Annotated in this window: 12 protein-coding genes; all 12 read right to left on the bottom strand. The window is 73.4% G+C overall.

Annotated features, from left to right (window positions below; translation table 11 throughout):
• Positions 1 to 49: 49 nt before the first annotated feature.
• Positions 50 to 550: a DUF4233 domain-containing protein gene (locus tag AC0VX0_RS04690; RefSeq protein WP_036316917.1), complete on the bottom strand. Its 501-nt coding sequence runs from the start codon at positions 548 to 550 to the stop codon at positions 50 to 52.
• Positions 547 to 2,100, bottom strand: coding sequence for a bifunctional folylpolyglutamate synthase/dihydrofolate synthase (locus AC0VX0_RS04685; protein WP_036384997.1), 1,554 nt, complete (start codon positions 2,098 to 2,100; stop codon positions 547 to 549). The genes AC0VX0_RS04690 and AC0VX0_RS04685 overlap by 4 nt, the downstream gene beginning before the upstream one ends.
• Complete coding sequence (gene ileS / locus AC0VX0_RS04680) at positions 2,100 to 5,516, bottom strand: isoleucine--tRNA ligase (RefSeq protein ID WP_136939775.1); 3,417 nt, start codon at positions 5,514 to 5,516, stop codon at positions 2,100 to 2,102. The genes AC0VX0_RS04685 and ileS overlap by 1 nt, the downstream gene beginning before the upstream one ends.
• Positions 5,517 to 5,794: 278 nt before the next feature.
• Complete coding sequence (locus tag AC0VX0_RS04675; RefSeq protein WP_101965499.1) at positions 5,795 to 6,430, bottom strand: TIGR03085 family metal-binding protein; 636 nt, start codon at positions 6,428 to 6,430, stop codon at positions 5,795 to 5,797.
• An 81-nt stretch (positions 6,431 to 6,511) separates the two neighbouring features.
• Positions 6,512 to 7,948 carry an FAD-dependent oxidoreductase gene (locus tag AC0VX0_RS04670; protein ID WP_136939776.1) on the bottom strand — a complete coding sequence of 479 codons (1,437 nt, stop codon included), beginning with the start codon at positions 7,946 to 7,948 and terminating at the stop codon, positions 6,512 to 6,514.
• Positions 7,945 to 9,213: a uroporphyrinogen-III C-methyltransferase gene (gene cobA, locus AC0VX0_RS04665; RefSeq protein ID WP_101965501.1), complete on the bottom strand. Its 1,269-nt coding sequence runs from the start codon at positions 9,211 to 9,213 to the stop codon at positions 7,945 to 7,947. Before cobA ends, AC0VX0_RS04670 begins: the two co-directional genes overlap by 4 nt.
• Positions 9,210 to 10,133, bottom strand: coding sequence for an ABC transporter permease (locus AC0VX0_RS04660; protein ID WP_101965502.1), 924 nt, complete (start codon positions 10,131 to 10,133; stop codon positions 9,210 to 9,212). Before AC0VX0_RS04660 ends, cobA begins: the two co-directional genes overlap by 4 nt.
• Positions 10,123 to 10,848: an ABC transporter ATP-binding protein gene (locus AC0VX0_RS04655; protein WP_010078844.1), complete on the bottom strand. Its 726-nt coding sequence runs from the start codon at positions 10,846 to 10,848 to the stop codon at positions 10,123 to 10,125. Before AC0VX0_RS04655 ends, AC0VX0_RS04660 begins: the two co-directional genes overlap by 11 nt.
• A gap of 31 nt (positions 10,849 to 10,879) precedes the next feature.
• Complete coding sequence (locus AC0VX0_RS04650; RefSeq protein WP_101965503.1) at positions 10,880 to 12,220, bottom strand: sulfate adenylyltransferase subunit 1; 1,341 nt, start codon at positions 12,218 to 12,220, stop codon at positions 10,880 to 10,882.
• Positions 12,220 to 13,155 (bottom strand): sulfate adenylyltransferase subunit CysD, encoded by a 936-nt coding sequence (gene cysD, locus AC0VX0_RS04645; RefSeq protein WP_070709669.1) that lies wholly within the window; start codon positions 13,153 to 13,155, stop codon positions 12,220 to 12,222. The genes AC0VX0_RS04650 and cysD overlap by 1 nt, the downstream gene beginning before the upstream one ends.
• 32 nt (positions 13,156 to 13,187) lie before the next feature.
• Complete coding sequence (locus tag AC0VX0_RS04640; protein WP_041104785.1) at positions 13,188 to 13,913, bottom strand: phosphoadenylyl-sulfate reductase; 726 nt, start codon at positions 13,911 to 13,913, stop codon at positions 13,188 to 13,190.
• Complete coding sequence (locus AC0VX0_RS04635) at positions 13,910 to 15,625, bottom strand: nitrite/sulfite reductase (RefSeq protein ID WP_044659109.1); 1,716 nt, start codon at positions 15,623 to 15,625, stop codon at positions 13,910 to 13,912. Before AC0VX0_RS04635 ends, AC0VX0_RS04640 begins: the two co-directional genes overlap by 4 nt.
• Positions 15,626 to 15,648 lie beyond the last annotated feature (23 nt).

The raw sequence follows: 15,648 nt of genomic DNA, 5'->3' as shown, positions 1-15,648 counted from the left end.
GGCCGCGAGCGCGGTCCGGTTCCCGCCCCACCCTAGTGGGGCCCGGGTCTCAGCGTCCGTGCTCGGCCTCCCAGGCGGCCTCGAGGCGGTCCCGGTGTGCGTTCTCGACGTCCATGGCACCGCCCTTGATCACGGCGTACGCCCACGTCAGCGCGAAGAGGGCCCCCACCACGAACATCGAGTACTCCCAGAAGCCGGAGGCCAGCAGGACGGCCTGGATCGCCCAGCCGATCGCGATGCCGACGGGCTTGCGCACCAGGGCGCAGGTCAGCACCGCGACGACGGCCAGCGCGGAGTAGCCCGCCACGAACCACCAGGCGCCCGGCTCGTCCCGGTGCATGCCGAACAGCATGAGCCCGAGGAAGAAGATGAGCACCGCCTCGAGCATGAGGATCGTGGAGGTGAACAGGGCGCGCACGGAGCGGCGGCGCCGACGAGTGCCGGGGCGCCACTGCCGCTGGGCTCGCGTCTCACGCGCGGGGCGCCAGGACTCGTCGCCGAAGCGCCCCTGCTCCGTGGCGCCTCCGGTCTCCGGCTGGTCGGGGGTCATCGGTCCTCCTCCGGCCGGCGGCGGGCGCCGGCGTCGTCGCGGTCCTCGAGCAGCTCGAGGATCTCCGGGTCCAGGTCGTCCTCGTCGGCGTCCGCCAGCCCGACGGCGTCGAGCAGGTCGGCGGGGTCGAGGCCGCGGGCGGCCACGGTGACGGGGCCGGCGTGGCGGGGCTCGCCCACGAGGGTGCGGACCTCCGCGGCCAGGGTGATCGAGCCGAGCACGAGCACGCCGCCGCCGGTGCCGGAGGCCAGTTCGTCCGCGCTCGTCTCCAGGGCCTCCGCGCGGCCGACCGCCCACTCCAGGGCGTCCGGCACGGACTCGGTGGCGTACACGTCATCCTCGGGCCAGCCGGCGTCGACGGCCATGCGGGCCAGCTCCCCGGCCGGGATGGCGCGGGCCGAGGAGGACTGCGTCACCGCGAGGTCCTCCACGTCGTCGCCGAACGCCCGGTAGAGCGCCGCGAGCATGCCCGGCGCGTCCTTCTCCTGGAGGATCCCGACGACCAGCGAGAGGCGGGTGAAGCCGAACGCCTCCTGCACCGCGCGGGCCGTGGCCCGCACGCCGTCCGGGTTGTGGGCGGCGTCCACGATGAGCGTGGGGGCGGTGCGCAGCACCTCGAGCCGGCCGGGCGAGGTGACCTGGGACAGCCCCTCGCGCAGCAGCTCCTCGTCCAGCGGCCGGTCGCCGCCGCCCAGGAACATCTCCAGGGCCGCCACGGCGACCGCGAGGTTCTGCGCCTGGTGCTCCCCGAGCAGCGGCAGGAACAGGTCCCGGTACTCGGCCGCGAGGCCACGCACGGACACCTGCTGGCCACCCACGGCCAGGGAGCGCTCGAGCACGCCGAACTCGACGCCCTCGAAGCGGAACGGCACGTCGGCCGCCCGAGCCGCCTCGAGCAGCACCTGGGCGGCGTCGCGCTCCTGGGCGGCGGAGACGAGGGCGCCGCCGGGCTTGATGATGCCGGCCTTCTCCTCGGCGATCTCGGCCTCGGTCTCCCCCAGCAGGTCCGTGTGGTCCAGGGAGATGGGGGTGACCACGGAGACGACGGCGTCCGCGACGTTGGTCGCGTCCGTCACGCCCCCGAGGCCCACCTCGAGGACGATGACCTCGACGGGCTCGTCCGCGAACACCGCGAAGCCCAGCGTGGTGAGCGCCTCGAAGTACGTCAGCGGGACCTCGCCCGCGGCCTCGAGCTCCGCGTCCACGGTCTGCACGATCGGGAGGATCTCCCCCCACACGCGCACGAAGGTCTCGTCGGCGACGGGGGCGCCGTCGATGCTGATCCGCTCCGTGACGCGCTGCAGGTGCGGCGAGGTGTAGCGCCCGGTGCGCAGCCCGTACGCGCGCAGGACGGCCTCGACCATCCGCGCCGTGGACGTCTTGCCGTTGGTGCCGGTCAGGTGGATCACGGGGGCCGCGTGCTGCGGGTCGCCGAGCAGCGCGAGCACGCGCCGCATCGGCTCGAGCCGCGGCTGCATCGTGTTCTCCGGGGCGCGGGCGAGCAGGTCCCGGTAGACCTCCTCGACCGTGCCCGGGACGTCCCCGCGCATCACGCGTCCGCCTTCGCGACGGTGACGGCCACGGTCTTCATGGCGTCGTCGGCCGGGTCCTCGCGCGGGTCGGCCGCGCCGGAGTCCACGAGCTCCAGGTCCACCGTGAGGGTCTCCTCCGCCACGAGACCGCGGTGGGCCTCGAGCGCCGCCACGACGGCGGTGGGACCCTCGATCCGCGTGCGCACGCGGTCGGAGACGTCCAGGCCGGCGTCCTTGCGGGCCGCCTGGACGGCGCGGACCACGTCCCGGGCGGTGCCCTCGGCGGCCAGCTCCGCGGAGACCTCGGTATCCAGCACGAGGAAGCCGGCGGTGCCGGGCAGCACGCCCACCGCGGTCCCCTCGGGGGCACCGGTGGAGACGGTGCGCAGCTCGTAGAGCGCGGGGGCCAGGGTCACGGTCTCGCCGTCGGCGAGCGTGACCGCCAGGCCCTCGGCCGTCTCCTCGTACGCGCCGGCGTCGACCGCCTGCTTCACGAGCGGCACCTGCCGGCCGAACGCCTTGCCGAGCTCGCGGAAGTTCAGCTTCAGCTCCGTGCCGATGCCGTAGCGGGCGATCGCCTCCTCCGAGAGCTCGGTGAGCTCGACGTCCTTGAGGTTCAGCTCGTCCGCCACGATGCGGGCGTAGGTGCCCTCGAGGCCCGCCGCGTCCGGGACGACGACGGACAGGCGGGGCAGGGGCAGGCGCACCCGGCGCCCGGCCCCCTTGCGCAGGGCCGAGCCGGCCGAGCTGATGCGGCGCACCGCGTCCATGCGGGCCACGAGGGAGTCCGCCTCGGGCCCGTGCGGGAACAGGTCGGCGTCCGGGTAGTCGGTCAGGTGGACCGAGCGGCCGCCCGTGAGACCGCGCCAGATCTCCTCGGCGATCAGCGGCATCAGCGGTGCGGCGGCCCGGGCGAAGGCCTCCAGGACGGTGTAGAGGACGTCGAAGGCGACGGTGTCCTCGTCGAAGAACCGCTCACGGGACCGGCGGATGTACCAGTTGGTCAGCGTGTCCATGAAGCCGCGCAGCGCGTCCGTGGCGTCCGAGACCTCGTAGGCGTCCAGGCCGGTCTTGACCTGCCGCAGCATGCGGCCCGTGGCGGCCAGGATGTACTGGTCCAGGGGATCCTCGGCGGTGTGCCGCTCCTGCGCGCGGTACCCCTCGGGGCGGGCGCCGCCGTCGTGCGCGGTGTTCGCGTACAGGGTGAAGAAGTGGTACGCGTTCCACGCCGGCAGCAGCACCTGGCGGACGCCCTCACGGATGCCCTCCTCCGTGACGATCAGGTTGCCGCCGCGCAGGATGGGGCTGGCCATGAGGAACCAGCGCATGGCGTCCGCGCCGTCGCGGTCCAGGACCTCCGTGACGTCCGGGTAGTTGCGCAGCGACTTGGACATCTTCTGCCCGTCCGAGCCGAGCACGATGCCGTGCGAGATCACGTGGGAGAACGCCGGCCGGTCGAACAGGGCGGTCGCCAGGATGTGCATGGTGTAGAACCAGCCGCGCGTCTGGCCGATGTACTCCACGATGAAGTCCGCCGGGTTGTGCGTGGGGAACCAGTCCGCGCGCTCGAACGGGTAGTGCACCTGGGCGTACGGCATGGAGCCGGAGTCGAACCAGACGTCCAGCACGTCCTCGACCCGGCGCATGACCGCACCGGCCGCGGCGGCCTCGGGGTCCGGATGGGGGCGGGTGAGGTCGTCCACCCACGGGCGGTGCAGGTCCACCTCGCCCTCGGCGTTGCGCGGCAGGCGGCCGAAGGCCTCCTCGATCTCCGCGAGCGAGCCGTAGACCTCCTGGCGGGGGAAGTCGGGGTGGTCGGACTCCCACACCGGGATGGGCGAGCCCCAGTACCGGTTGCGGGAGATGGACCAGTCGCGCGCGTTGGCGACCCACGTGCCGAACTGCCCGTGCTTCACGTTGCCTGGGATCCAGGTGATCTCCTCGTTCAGCTCGAGCATGCGCTCCTTGATCTGGGTGACCTTGACGTACCAGGACGTCACCGCGCGGTAGATCAGGGGCGTGCGGCACCGCCAGCAGTGCGGGTAGGAGTGCTCGTAGGAGGCTTCGCGGGCCACGCGGCCCAGGGCGCGCAGGGCGCGGATGATCGTGCGGTTGGCCTCGAAGACCTGCACGCCGGCGATCTCGCGCAGGTCGCCGCGCCCGACGTCCTCGCGGGCGAACAGCGGCAGGAACCGGGCACCGGAGTCCACGGAGAGCAGCACGGGGATGCCGTTGGCCTCGCACACGCGCTGATCGTCCTCACCGTAGGCCGGCGCCTGGTGGACCACGCCGGTGCCGTCCTCGGTGGAGACGTAGTCGTCCACGAGGATGCGGTGGGCGCCCTCGACGCCGAGGTCACGGCCGTTGACGGTGAAGGTCTCCCCGCGGTGGGCGTCGAACACGTCCGTGAACAGCGGCGCATAGGCCAGGCCGCCGAGGCGGGCGCCGGGGATCGTCTCGGTGACCGCGGCGCGGGCGGCGTCGGCATCGGCGTAGCCGAGCTCCCTGGCGTGGGCGCCCACCAGGTCCACGGCCAGGAGGAAGCGGTCCCCGTCCGCGGTCGCGCCCTCGGGGCCGGCCGGCACCACGGCGTACTGGATCTGGGGGCCGACGGCGACGGCCGCGTTGGTCGGCAGCGTCCAGGGCGTGGTGGTCCAGGCCAGGACGTGGACGCCGGCCAGGTGCGCGGCGAGCGCCGCGTCGGCGCCGCCGTCGGGCACGAGGGCGGGGTCCGCCGGGAGGCCGGTGATCGGGAACGTGACGGTGACCGAGGGGTCCTGGCGCATCTTGTAGACGTCGTCGTCCATGCGCAGCTCGTGGTTGGACAGCGGGGTCTCGTCGTTCCAGCAGTAGGGCAGGACGCGGAAGCCGCGGTAGGTCAGGCCCTTGCGGTGCAGCTCGGAGAAGGCCCAGATCACGGACTCCATGAAGTCCGGGGTGAGGGTCTTGTAGTCGTTCTCGAAGTCGACCCAGCGGGCCTGGCGGGTCACGTAGTCCTGCCACTGGTCCGTGTACTTCAGGACCGAGGAGCGGCAGGCGTCGTTGAACGTGTCGATGCCCATGGCCTCGATCTCGGACTTGTCCGTCATGCCCAGCTGCTTCATCGCCTCGAGCTCGGCGGGCAGGCCGTGGGTGTCCCAGCCGAAGCGGCGCTCCACGCGGCGGCCCTGCTGCGTCTGGTAGCGGGCCACGAGGTCCTTGACGTACCCGGTGAGCAGGTGGCCGTAGTGCGGCAGGCCGTTGGCGAAGGGCGGGCCGTCGTAGAAGACGAACTCGTTCTGCGAGCCGTCCTCGTTCCGGGTGGGACGCTGGTCGATCGAGGCCTGGAAGGTGCCGTCCTCGTCCCAGTACGCCAGGATGCGGCGCTCGATCTCCGGGAAGCGCGGGGAGGCGGGGGTGCGGCCGTCAGGGGCGGAGGAGGCGAGGGGGTACACGGGGGTCCTTTGCGTCCGGGGCGTCGGTTCCGTGCAAGGACGCCCGAGGGCCCGACCCTCCGGCCGGCCGCGGACGCGGTACCACCTTGCTTGCCGGCGTCGGGAGGTCCCCGGGGTGCTGGCCGCTTGATGACTGCTGTGACGGGCTTACCCGTCCGGTTCTACTGGGGCCGTGCGGCCCGTTCTTCCGGAGGCTCGCCGGTGATGGCCGGGTCGACGCCTGTGCCCGCCAGTGTAGTGGACGCTGCGCCGGCCCGTGGCCGCGGGGCCGGAGCGCGTCAGAGGGCGGTGCGCACGGCCGCCGACGCGTCGCCGTCGATCTCCACGTGCACGGCGTCCCGGCCCGAGGCCCAGAGGAGGAGCTCCCCGACCTCGCCGGTCACCGTGACGGGCGCCCGCAGCGCCACGGCCCCACGGGTGACGGTGACCGGGGCGCGACCCGGGCCCTGGAGGACCACCGGCGCCGTGGACGTGCGCAGGAACAGCGGGGCCATGCGACGCAGCGAGCGGTAGAGGGCGTCCTCCTCGTCCGGGGAGAACGGGCGCGGGGCGGGCAGCGAGCCGCCGGTCGCGGACTCGCCGCGCCGGACGTCCTCGAGGTGGATGAAGTGCTCGGCCGCGTTCACGTGCCTGTCCGCCGCCCGCATGGGGTTCAGCGCCGACGGGCCCGCGGCCCACTCCCGCACGACCTCGGCGTAGTCGCGGCGCTTGGTGTCCGCGGTCAGGCGGTCGAGGTGGCGGGACAGCGGCGGGATGAACAGGGCGGCGAAGGCGTCGGGCCGGCTCTCCCGCAGCCAGAGGTGGGCGGCGAGGTCGCGGGTGCTCCAGCCGCCGCACAGGGTGGGCGCGTGGGGGCCCTTCTCGAGCAGGAGGTCAGCGAGACGGGCGCGTTCGGCTGCGGCGAAGGTGGTCATGGGCACCACGGTAGGGAGCGGGCCGCGGCGCGGGCGAGGGGTGGGCCGCGCCGCGGCCGCGAATCCGCCCGACGGGAGGACTCAGCCTCCGGCGCCGAGGAGGACGCTCTCCCGGGAGATGCGGGTCATCTCCTCCCGGTCCACGACCTTCACCCGCTCCCGCGCCACCGGCCCGGCCTGCGTGGCCTGCGCACCCAGGGACTTCTCGTGGTCATCCAGAGCATGCCAACCGGCCCACGTCGTGTACGGGACGCCGCGGGACTCGAGCAGCTCGATCACCGACTCCTCCGAGGGCTCCTGAGCCCTCCACAACCCCGGCTCGTCCTCGATCAGATGCTTGATCGTCTCCAGAGAGTCACCCTTGGTGTGCCCGATCAACCCCACCGGGCCCCGCTTGATCCACCCCGAGGCATACAGACCCGGCACCGGGGCACCGTCCGCGTCCAGCACACGACCCTCCGCGTTCGGGATCACCCCGCGCACCTCATCGAACTCCACCCCCTCCACCGGGGACCCGAAATAGCCCACCGCCCGGTACACCGCCTGCACCGGGTAGTCCACGGTCTCCCCCGTCGGACGGACCCCACCGGAGCCGTCCAGCTCCATCCGGCGCATCCGCAGACCGTCCACCCGGCCGTCCCCGTCCTCGTCCAGGAACTCCTCCGGGGCCTGCAGGAAATGCAGGTGCAGCCGACGCGAGGCGCTCTGCTGACGGTCCTCCTGCTCCATGAGCCAGTTCGTCAACGTCCCCACCATCGTGCGGACCTGGTTGTTCTCCTCGATCGCCTTCTCCGAGGCCTCATCGAAGTCGAAGTCCTCCTCGTACAGCACGATGTCCACATCCCGGGAATGCGCCAGCTCCCGCAGCTCCAACGGGGTGAACTTCACCTGCGCCGGCCCGCGCCGGCCGAACACGTGCACGTCCGTGACCGGGGAGGCGGCCAGGTCCCGGTACACGTTGTCCGGGATCTCGGTGGGCAACAGGTCCTCGGCATGCTTGGACAGGATCCGGGCCACATCCAGGGCCACGTTCCCGTTGCCGATCACCGCCACCTGCGTGGCCTCCAACGGCCAGTGCCGCGACACATCCGGGTGCCCGTCGTACCAGGACGCGAAATCCGCGCCACCGAACGAGCCGGCCAACTCCACCCCCGGCACGTCCAGGGCCGCGTCCCGCACGGCACCGGTGGAGAACACGATCGCGTCGTAATGCCGACGCAGATCCGCCAGGCTCAGGTCCGTGCCGTAGTCCACGTTCCCCAGGAAACGGATGTCCCCGCGGTCCATGACCTTGTGCAGCGCGGTCACGATGCCCTTGATGCGCGGGTGGTCCGGGGCCACCCCGTAGCGGATCAGGCCGAACGGGGCCGGGTACCGGTCGAACAGGTCGATGCTGACACGGAAGTCCCGTTCCTCCTTGGTCAGGATGTCCGCCGTGTACACCCCGGCGGGTCCGGCACCGATGATGGCGATGCGCAACGGGCGGTCAGGCCTCGAGGACGAGGGGGTCGGGGTCATGCTCGTGCTCCTTCGGAGGTCGGGTTCAGGGTCGAGATCGGGGCAGGGATGCCGGCCGCCGGCGCGCCGGTGGCGTAAGAGCTCAGGCGCACGACGTCGCCCACGACGATCACGGCGGGGTTCTCCACACCGACGGCGGCCGCCTGCGCGGCGATGGTCTCCACCGTGCCCACGGTGACCCGCTGGTCCGGCATCCAGCCGCGCTCGATGATCGCCACGGGCGTCGCGCCGTCGAGGCCGCGCTCCGTCAGTCGGCGCGCGGTGTCCGCGAGCCGGCGCACGCCCATCAGCAGGACGAGCGTGTGGTCGGCCCGGGTGGGCACTTCGGCCAGCTCTTCGTGGCCGGTCACCAGCGTGAAGCCGGTGGCGACGCCGCGATGCGTGACCGGGATCCCCGCGGCGGCGGGCACCGAGACGGCGCTCGTGACACCGGGGACCACCTCGACGTCGACGCCGTGGGCGCGGCAGTGCGCCGCCTCCTCGCCGCCGCGGCCGAGCACGTACGGGTCGCCGCCCTTGAGCCGGACGACGAGGCGGCCGGCCCGGGCCTCCCGGACCAGGACGGCGTTGATCTCGTCCTGCGTGGCCAGGTGGTTCCCGGGGGCCTTGCCGACCTCGATCACGGGCACCGCCGGGTCCAGCTCGGCCAGGAGGGCGCGCGGGCCCAGCCGGTCGGCGACCACCACATCGGCCTCCGCGAGCAGCTGTCGGCCGCGCACGGTGATGAGCCCGGAGTCGCCGGGGCCGCCGCCGACGAGGGCCACGCGACCGGGCTCGGAGGACGCGCGCCGCCGGCGCAGCGGCAGCCGCCCCGTGGACAGGGCGAGGGCGATCGCGTCCTTCAGGGCGCGGGCGCGGCGAGGGTCTCCCCCGGCGTTGACGGCCACGGTCACGTCCCCGGCCCGGACGACGGCAGGCGTCCAGGCGGCGGAGGACTCGGCGTCGGAGGCGTCGACGCACCAGACGCGGCGGGCCTCGGCGTCGGAGGCCACGGCCCCGTCCACGGCCCGGTCGCCGGTGGCGGTCTGGGCGAACCAGACCCCGTCGAGGTCGGACGGGCGGTAGGGGCGGCTGTGCAGGGTGAGCAGGCCGGCCGCCGCGAGCCGCTCCACCTCCTCCCCCGGCTCCGGGGCCACCACGCTGACGAGCGCGCCGGCGTCGAGGAGGGCGCCCACGCGGCGCCCGGCCACCCGGCCGCCGCCCACGATCAGGACGGGACGGCCGAGCAGACGCAGGGAGGTGGGGTACAGATCGGACGCGGTCATCGCGTGCTCCCTTCCAGCAGCCCCCGGCGGCGCAGCATGCGCCGCTCGGCGGGGCCGAATGCGGTCAGTTCGACGAGGACGCCGACGGCCAGGATGGCCAGGACGGCGCAGAGGACGACGGCGAGGTCGGACTCGGCCCGTCCCTCGTGGAGCAGGGTCCCGAGTCCCACGCCCATGGGCCCGCCGACGGCGATGATCTCGGCGGCCATGAGGCCTCGCCACGCGAAGGCCCAGCCCTGGCGCAGGCCGGAGACGAAGGCGGGCAGGGCGGCCGGGAGGACCACCAGCAGGGCGGTCTCGAGACGCGAGGCGCCCAGCACCCGGGCCGCGCGACGCAGCTGCGGCGGCACCTGGTCCGTGCCGGTGGTGAGGCCGGCGACCACGGCGGGGACGGCGCCGGTGAGCATCACGAAGTACGCGGTGGCGTCGCTGAGGCCGAACCACAGCACCGCGAGCGGCACCCAGGCCACGTTGGGCAGCACCATCAGGGCCGTGAGCAGCGGGCCGAACGCCCGCCGCAGGACGCTGACCTGTCCGAGCAGCAGGCCCAGCCCGACGCCGACGACCACGGCGAGTGCGAAGCCGACGACGGCGCGGCCCACCGACGTCGCCACTGCCTGCTGGACGAGACCCTGGGCCCACAGCGTCCCGAAGGCCCCGAGGACGTCGCCGGGACCGGTGATCGGCTCGCCGCGCGCACCGGCCAGCCACGCGAAGGCCTGCCAGATCGCCACGAGCAGGACGACGGCGGCCACCGGGAGCAGGACCCGGCTCCAGTCCCACCCGGCCAGACCCGTCCGACGGGTCGAGTCGACGGCCTGGAGCGCGTCGAGGCCGCTGTCGAGCTCGCGCAGCTCGTCGTCGGTGGCGGCCCCCGGCGCGCGGCCGGGGGCGTCGAGGGTGGGGGTGTCAGTGCGCATGGCGACGGATCTCCTGACCGAGTCGGGCGGTGATGGCGGCCGTGAGGGCGGCCGCGGCGGGCGCGTCGTGGCGGGCGGCTGCGGGCACGTCCCATTCGGCGACGACGCGACCCGGACGTGAGGACAGCAGCAGCACCCGCTGGCCGAGGCGGACGGCCTCGGCCACGTTGTGGGTGACGAACACGACCGTCCGGCCGGTCTGCCGCCACACGCGCTCGAGCTCCCCATGCAGCAGGTCGCGGGTGATCGCGTCCAAGGCCGCGAACGGCTCGTCCATGAGCAGCAGGGGGCGGTCCTGGGCGAGGGCCCGGGCCAGGGCGACGCGCTGGCGCATGCCGCCGGAGAGCTGGTGGGGTCGCAGGTCGGCGGCGTCGTCCAGGTGGACGAGGCGCAGCAGCTCCCCGGCACGCTCCCGACGCTCCCCCGCGGCCACACCGGCGAAGCGGAGGGCGAGCTCGATGTTGCCGCGGGCGGTGAGCCACGGGAAGAGGGCGGCGTCCTGGAACATGAACGCGGCCCCCTCCCGGGGGGTCTTGACGACGCCCGCGGTGGGCGCCTCGAGCCGGGCGATGATGTTCAGCAGGGTGGACTTGCCGCATCCGGACGCGCCGAGCAGGCAGACGAACTCGCCCGGCTCGATCCGCACGGAGACGTCCTCCAGCACGGGCGTGGGCCCGCCGAAGCTCTTGCCCACGTCCTCCATCACCACTGTCATGACCGCTCCCGTCGCCCCGTCGTCATCCGGATCAGGCCTCGTCGCCGCCGCGCACCATGCCGGCGGCGAGCGTGGCCCCGTCCTGGGGGTCGATCACGAGGAACGCCCCGGTGCGCCGATGCACGGCGTAGGGCTCCACGGGCAGCGGCGCGGCCAGGTGCAGGCGCACCTGTCCGATGTCGTTGAGCCCGAGGGTCTCGGCCGGGTCGAGCCGCAGGGTGTCGAGGTCGAGCCGACCGGCCACCTCCTGGACGAGCGCCCGGACGACGGCGGTGCCGTGCTTGACGAGGACCTGCTGCCCGACGCGCAGCGGTGCGGCGGAGAGCCAACACAGCGCGGCGGCCACCTCCGTGGTGGGGCGCGGGGCGGTGTCCGCGGCGGCGATCGTGTCCCCGCGGGCCACGTCCACCTCGTCGGCCAGGCGCAGGACCACCGACTGTGGGGAGGAGGCCTCCTCAAGGGATTCCCCGGCGGCGTCCACGCCCACCACGGTCGTGGTGCGCGCCGGCTGCCCCGGGCTGAGGACGGCGACGGCGTCCCCGGGCCGGACGGTGCCCGCCACGACCTGCCCGGCGTAGCCGCGGTAGTCGCGGAACACCTCGGGGTCGAGGCCGGGGGCCAGGGCGCCCTGGGGGCGCACCACGAGCTGCACCGGGAAGCGGAAGGAGGCGGCGGCGTCGTCCTCGGCGTCCGCCCCGGGCAGGGACTCGAGCAGCTCCATGAGCGTGGGGCCGGTGTACCAGTCCGTCCGCTCGGAGCGGGTGACCACGTTGTCGCCCTGGAGGGCGGACACCGGGACGCTCACCGCGTCGGAGAGGCCGAGCTCCCGGGCCACGCGCCGGACGTCCTCGGCGATCGCGGTGAAGACCTCCTCGGAGTAGTCCACGAGATCGATCTTGTTGACGGCGACGATCACGTGCGGCACCCGCAGCAGGGCCACCACGCTGAGGTGGCGTCGGGTCTGCTCCACCACGCCCTTGCGGGCGTCCACGAGCAGCACGACGGCGTCGGCCGTCGAGGCGCCCGTGACGGTGTTGCGGGTGTACTGCACGTGCCCGGGGCAGTCGGCCAGCACGAAGGTGCGCCGGTCCGTGGCGAAGTACCGGTACGCGACGTCGATCGTGATCCCCTGCTCCCGCTCGGCGCGCAGGCCGTCGGTCAGCAGCGCCAGGTCCAGCCCGCCCTCGGCGCCGCCGAAGCCGCGCTCGGCGGAGGTGCGGGCCACGGCCTCGAGCTGGTCGGCCAGGACGGCCTTGGAGTCGTGCAGGAGGCGGCCCACGAGGGTGGACTTGCCGTCGTCGACCGAGCCGGCCGTGGCCAGGCGGAACAGGGTCCCGGCGGGGGCGTGCCGGTCCAGCAGTGCGGTGCTCATCAGAAGTACCCGTCCTTCTTGCGATCTTCCATGGCCGCCTCGGAGATGCGGTCGTCGGCGCGGGTGGCCCCGCGTTCGGTCAGGGTGGAGGCGGCGACCTCGAGCACGACGTCCTCGACGGTGGCGGCGTCCGAGAGGACGGCGCCGGTGCAGGACATGTCGCCCACCGTGCGGTAGCGCACCGTCCGCGTGGTGACCTCCTCGCCCTCGGTCGGGCGGGAGTGCTCCCCCACGGCGCGCCACATGCCGTCGCGGCGGAAGACCTCCCGCTCGTGCGCGTAGTAGATGGGGGGCAGCTCGATGCCCTCGCGGGCGATGTACCGCCACACGTCCAGTTCGGTCCAGTTGCTGATGGGGAACGCGCGGACGTGCTGGCCGGGGGTGTGACGGCCGTTGTAGAGGTTCCACAGCTCGGGGCGCTGGTTGCGCGGGTCCCACTGCCCGAACGCGTCGCGCAGGCTGATGATCCGCTCCTTGGACCGCGCCTTGTCCTCGTCACGGCGGCCTCCCCCGAAGACGGCGTCGAACCGGTTGGTCCGGATCGTGTCCAGCAGGGGGGTGGTCTGCAGGGTGTTGCGGGTGCCGTCGGCGCGCTCACGCAGCTCGCCGCGGTCGATGTACTCCTGCACGGAGCCCACCACGAGCCGCAGGCCGAGCCGCTCCACCGTGCGGTCGCGGAACTCGAGGACCTCGGGGAAGTTGTGGCCGGTGTCCACGTGGACCACCGGGAAGGGGATCCTGCCCGGCCAGAAGGCCTTCGCGGCCAGGTGGAGCATCACCACCGAGTCCTTGCCGCCCGAGAAGAGCATGGCGGGGCGCTCGAACTCGGCCACCACCTCGCGGATGATGTGGATCGCCTCGGCCTCCAGGGCGTCCTGGACGTCGGGCCCGGCGGGGCTCACGGTCCCCGGGTCGGGGGCATGGGTGAGGGTCATCGTGTCTCCTTGGTCTGTCTCGGGTGCGGCGCTCAGACGTGGATGCCGCACTCGGTCTTCGCGGTCCCGGCCCAGCGCCCGGCTCGGGGGTCCTCCCCGGGGGCGACGGGGCGGGTGCAGGGACGGCAGCCGATCGACGGGTAGCCGTTCTGCAGGAGCAGGTTCACGGGCACGTCGTGGTCCGTGGCGTAGCCGACCAGGTCGTCGAAGCTCCACGGGGCGACGGGGTTGACCTTGACCATGCCGTGGGCCTCGTCCCAGCCCACCAGCGGGGTGTTCGTGCGCGTCGGCGCCTCGTCCCGGCGGACGCCGGTGAACCACAGGTCGTATCCGGCCAGCGCCCGGTTGAGGGGCTCGACCTTGCGCATCGCGCAGCACAGCCCCGGGTCACGGGCGAACAGGTCCTTGCCGTGGCGCTCGTCCTGCTCGGCCACGGTCAGCTCCGGGAGCACGTCCACCACGGTGACGTCGAGGCGGCGGGCCACCTCGTCGCGCGTCGCGAGGGTCTCGGTGAAGTGATAGCCGGTCTCCAGGAAGAGGACGTCCACGCCGGGCATCCGCTGCGCCACCAGGTGCGGCAGGACGGCGTCGGCCATGGAGCAGGCGACGGCGGCCCGGCGGAGGTCCACATGGCGGGCGGCCCAGTCGACCACCGCCGCGGCGGGGGCGTCCCAGCCGAGCTCGGCGGCGCCGGACTCCGCGAGTGCCTGCAGGCGCTCGAGGTCCTCGGTCGGACGGGTGGGGGGAACGGTGCTCATCGGAGGGCCTCCTCGTCGACTCGGTGCGCCCACCGGGCGAAGGTCTCGCCCGGCTCGCGCTGCTCGTCGTACCGGCGGACGAGGCGCTCGACGTAGTCGACCAGCCCGTCCGCGCGGACCTTCAGGCCGCGGACGCTGCGTCCGAGGCCGGCCTCGGCGCGGTCCACGGAGGCCAGCCCGCCGCCCAGGTGCACCTGGAAGCCGGGCGTCTGGCCGCCGTCGTCGTCCGGGAGCAGCTGCCCCTTCAGACCGATGTCCGCGGTCTGGATGCGGGCGCAGGAGTTGGGGCAGCCGTTCACATGCAGGCTCAGCCGCTCGGGGAGGCGGTCGGCGAGGTCGGCCAGGCGCTCCTCGAGCTGGGCGATCGCGGCGGTGGCGGTGTCCTTCGTGTCCACGATGGCGAGCTTGCAGAACTCCAGGCCCGTGCAGGCGATGGTGGAGCGGCGGAACACGGACGGCTCCGGGTCCAGTCCCAGCTCCTTCAAGCCGGCCACGACGGCGTCCACCCGGTCCCGCTCCACGTCCAGCACCACGATCTTCTGGTGCGGGGTGGTCCGCAGCCGGGTGGAACCGTGGGCCTCGAGCAGGTCCGCGAGGGCGGTGAGGGTGGTGCCGCTGGAGCGGCCGACGACGGGGGCGGCACCGATGTAGAAGCGGCCGTCCTTCTGCTCGTGGACCCCCACGTGGTCGCCGGGGCGCGTGGGCGGGGCCGGGGCGGGTCCGTCGGGCAGGGCGTAGCCGAGGTACTCCTCCTCCAGCACGGTGCGGAACCTCTCCGGCCCCCAGTCCTCGAGCAGGTACTTCATGCGGGCCTTGTTGCGCAGGCGCCGGTAGCCGTAGTCACGGAAGATGCTCACGACGGCGTGCCACACCTCGGGGGCGCGCTCGGCCGAGACGAAGGCGCCGATCCGGTCGGCCAGGCGCGCCTTCGTGGACAGGCCGCCGCCGACCCACAGGTCGTAGCCGGGGCCCAGCTCGGGGTGCACCACGCCGATCAGGGAGACGTCGTTGATCTCGTGGACCACGTCCTGGGAGGGGTGCCCGGTGATGGCGGTCTTGAACTTGCGGGGCAGGTTGGAGACCTCGAGGTCGCCGATCCAGCGGTCCGCGATCTCCCGGATCACGGGCGTGGGGTCGATGATCTCGTCCGCGGCGATCCCGGCCACCGGTGAGCCGAGGATCACGCGCGGCACGTCGCCGCAGGCCTCGGTGGTGGACAGGCCCACGGACTCCAGGCGCCGCCAGATCTCGGGGACGTCCTCGACGCGGATCCAGTGCAGCTGGACGTTCTGCCGGTCCGTGATGTCCGCGGTGTCACGGCCGAAGTCGGTGGAGATCCCGCCGATCACGCGCAGCTGCTCGGTGGTGAGGTCGCCGCCGTCGATGCGCACGCGCAGCATGAAGTAGCGGTCCTCGAGTTCGTGGGGCTCCAGGGTGGCGGTCTTGCCGCCGTCGATCCCCTGCCGGCGCTGGGTGTACAGGCCCCACCAGCGGAAGCGGCCGTGCAGGTCGTCCGAGGGGATCGAGTCGAAGCCCTCCCGGGCGTAGACCTGCTCGATGCGCTCGCGGACGTTCAGGCCGTCGTCCTGCTGCTTGAACTCCTCGTTGTGGTTCAGGGGGGCGGTCCCGTCCACCTTCCACTGGCCGTGCGGCTTGGCGGAGGGACGGCGCGGAGTGCGCGCCGGCCTCGACGTCTCGTTCACCTGGGTCATGGCCGCCACGCTAGGAACCCGGC

Source organism: Micrococcus sp. iso_26 (assembly GCF_056172975.1).
The sequence above is the reverse complement of the archived record's forward strand: the minus strand, read 5'-3'. Positions and strand labels throughout refer to the sequence as shown.

Bases quoted from the DNA above. Each gene is read 5' to 3' on its own strand.
- AC0VX0_RS04685 (WP_036384997.1), bottom strand. From the start codon at position 2,100: ATGCGCGGGGACGTCCCGGGCACGGTCGAGGAGGTCTACCGGGACCTG.
- AC0VX0_RS04640 (WP_041104785.1), bottom strand. From the start codon at position 13,913: ATGAGCACCGTTCCCCCCACCCGTCCGACCGAGGACCTCGAGCGCCTG.
- AC0VX0_RS04650 (WP_101965503.1), bottom strand. From the start codon at position 12,220: ATGAGCACCGCACTGCTGGACCGGCACGCCCCCGCCGGGACCCTGTTC.
- AC0VX0_RS04690 (WP_036316917.1), bottom strand. From the start codon at position 550: ATGACCCCCGACCAGCCGGAGACCGGAGGCGCCACGGAGCAGGGGCGC.
- AC0VX0_RS04670 (WP_136939776.1), bottom strand. From the start codon at position 7,948: ATGACCCCGACCCCCTCGTCCTCGAGGCCTGACCGCCCGTTGCGCATC.
- AC0VX0_RS04635 (WP_044659109.1), bottom strand. From the start codon at position 15,625: ATGACCCAGGTGAACGAGACGTCGAGGCCGGCGCGCACTCCGCGCCGT.
- cobA (WP_101965501.1), bottom strand. From the start codon at position 9,213: ATGACCGCGTCCGATCTGTACCCCACCTCCCTGCGTCTGCTCGGCCGT.
- AC0VX0_RS04655 (WP_010078844.1), bottom strand. From the start codon at position 10,848: ATGACAGTGGTGATGGAGGACGTGGGCAAGAGCTTCGGCGGGCCCACG.
- AC0VX0_RS04660 (WP_101965502.1), bottom strand. From the start codon at position 10,133: ATGCGCACTGACACCCCCACCCTCGACGCCCCCGGCCGCGCGCCGGGG.
- AC0VX0_RS04675 (WP_101965499.1), bottom strand. From the start codon at position 6,430: ATGACCACCTTCGCCGCAGCCGAACGCGCCCGTCTCGCTGACCTCCTG.
- cysD (WP_070709669.1), bottom strand. From the start codon at position 13,155: ATGACCCTCACCCATGCCCCCGACCCGGGGACCGTGAGCCCCGCCGGG.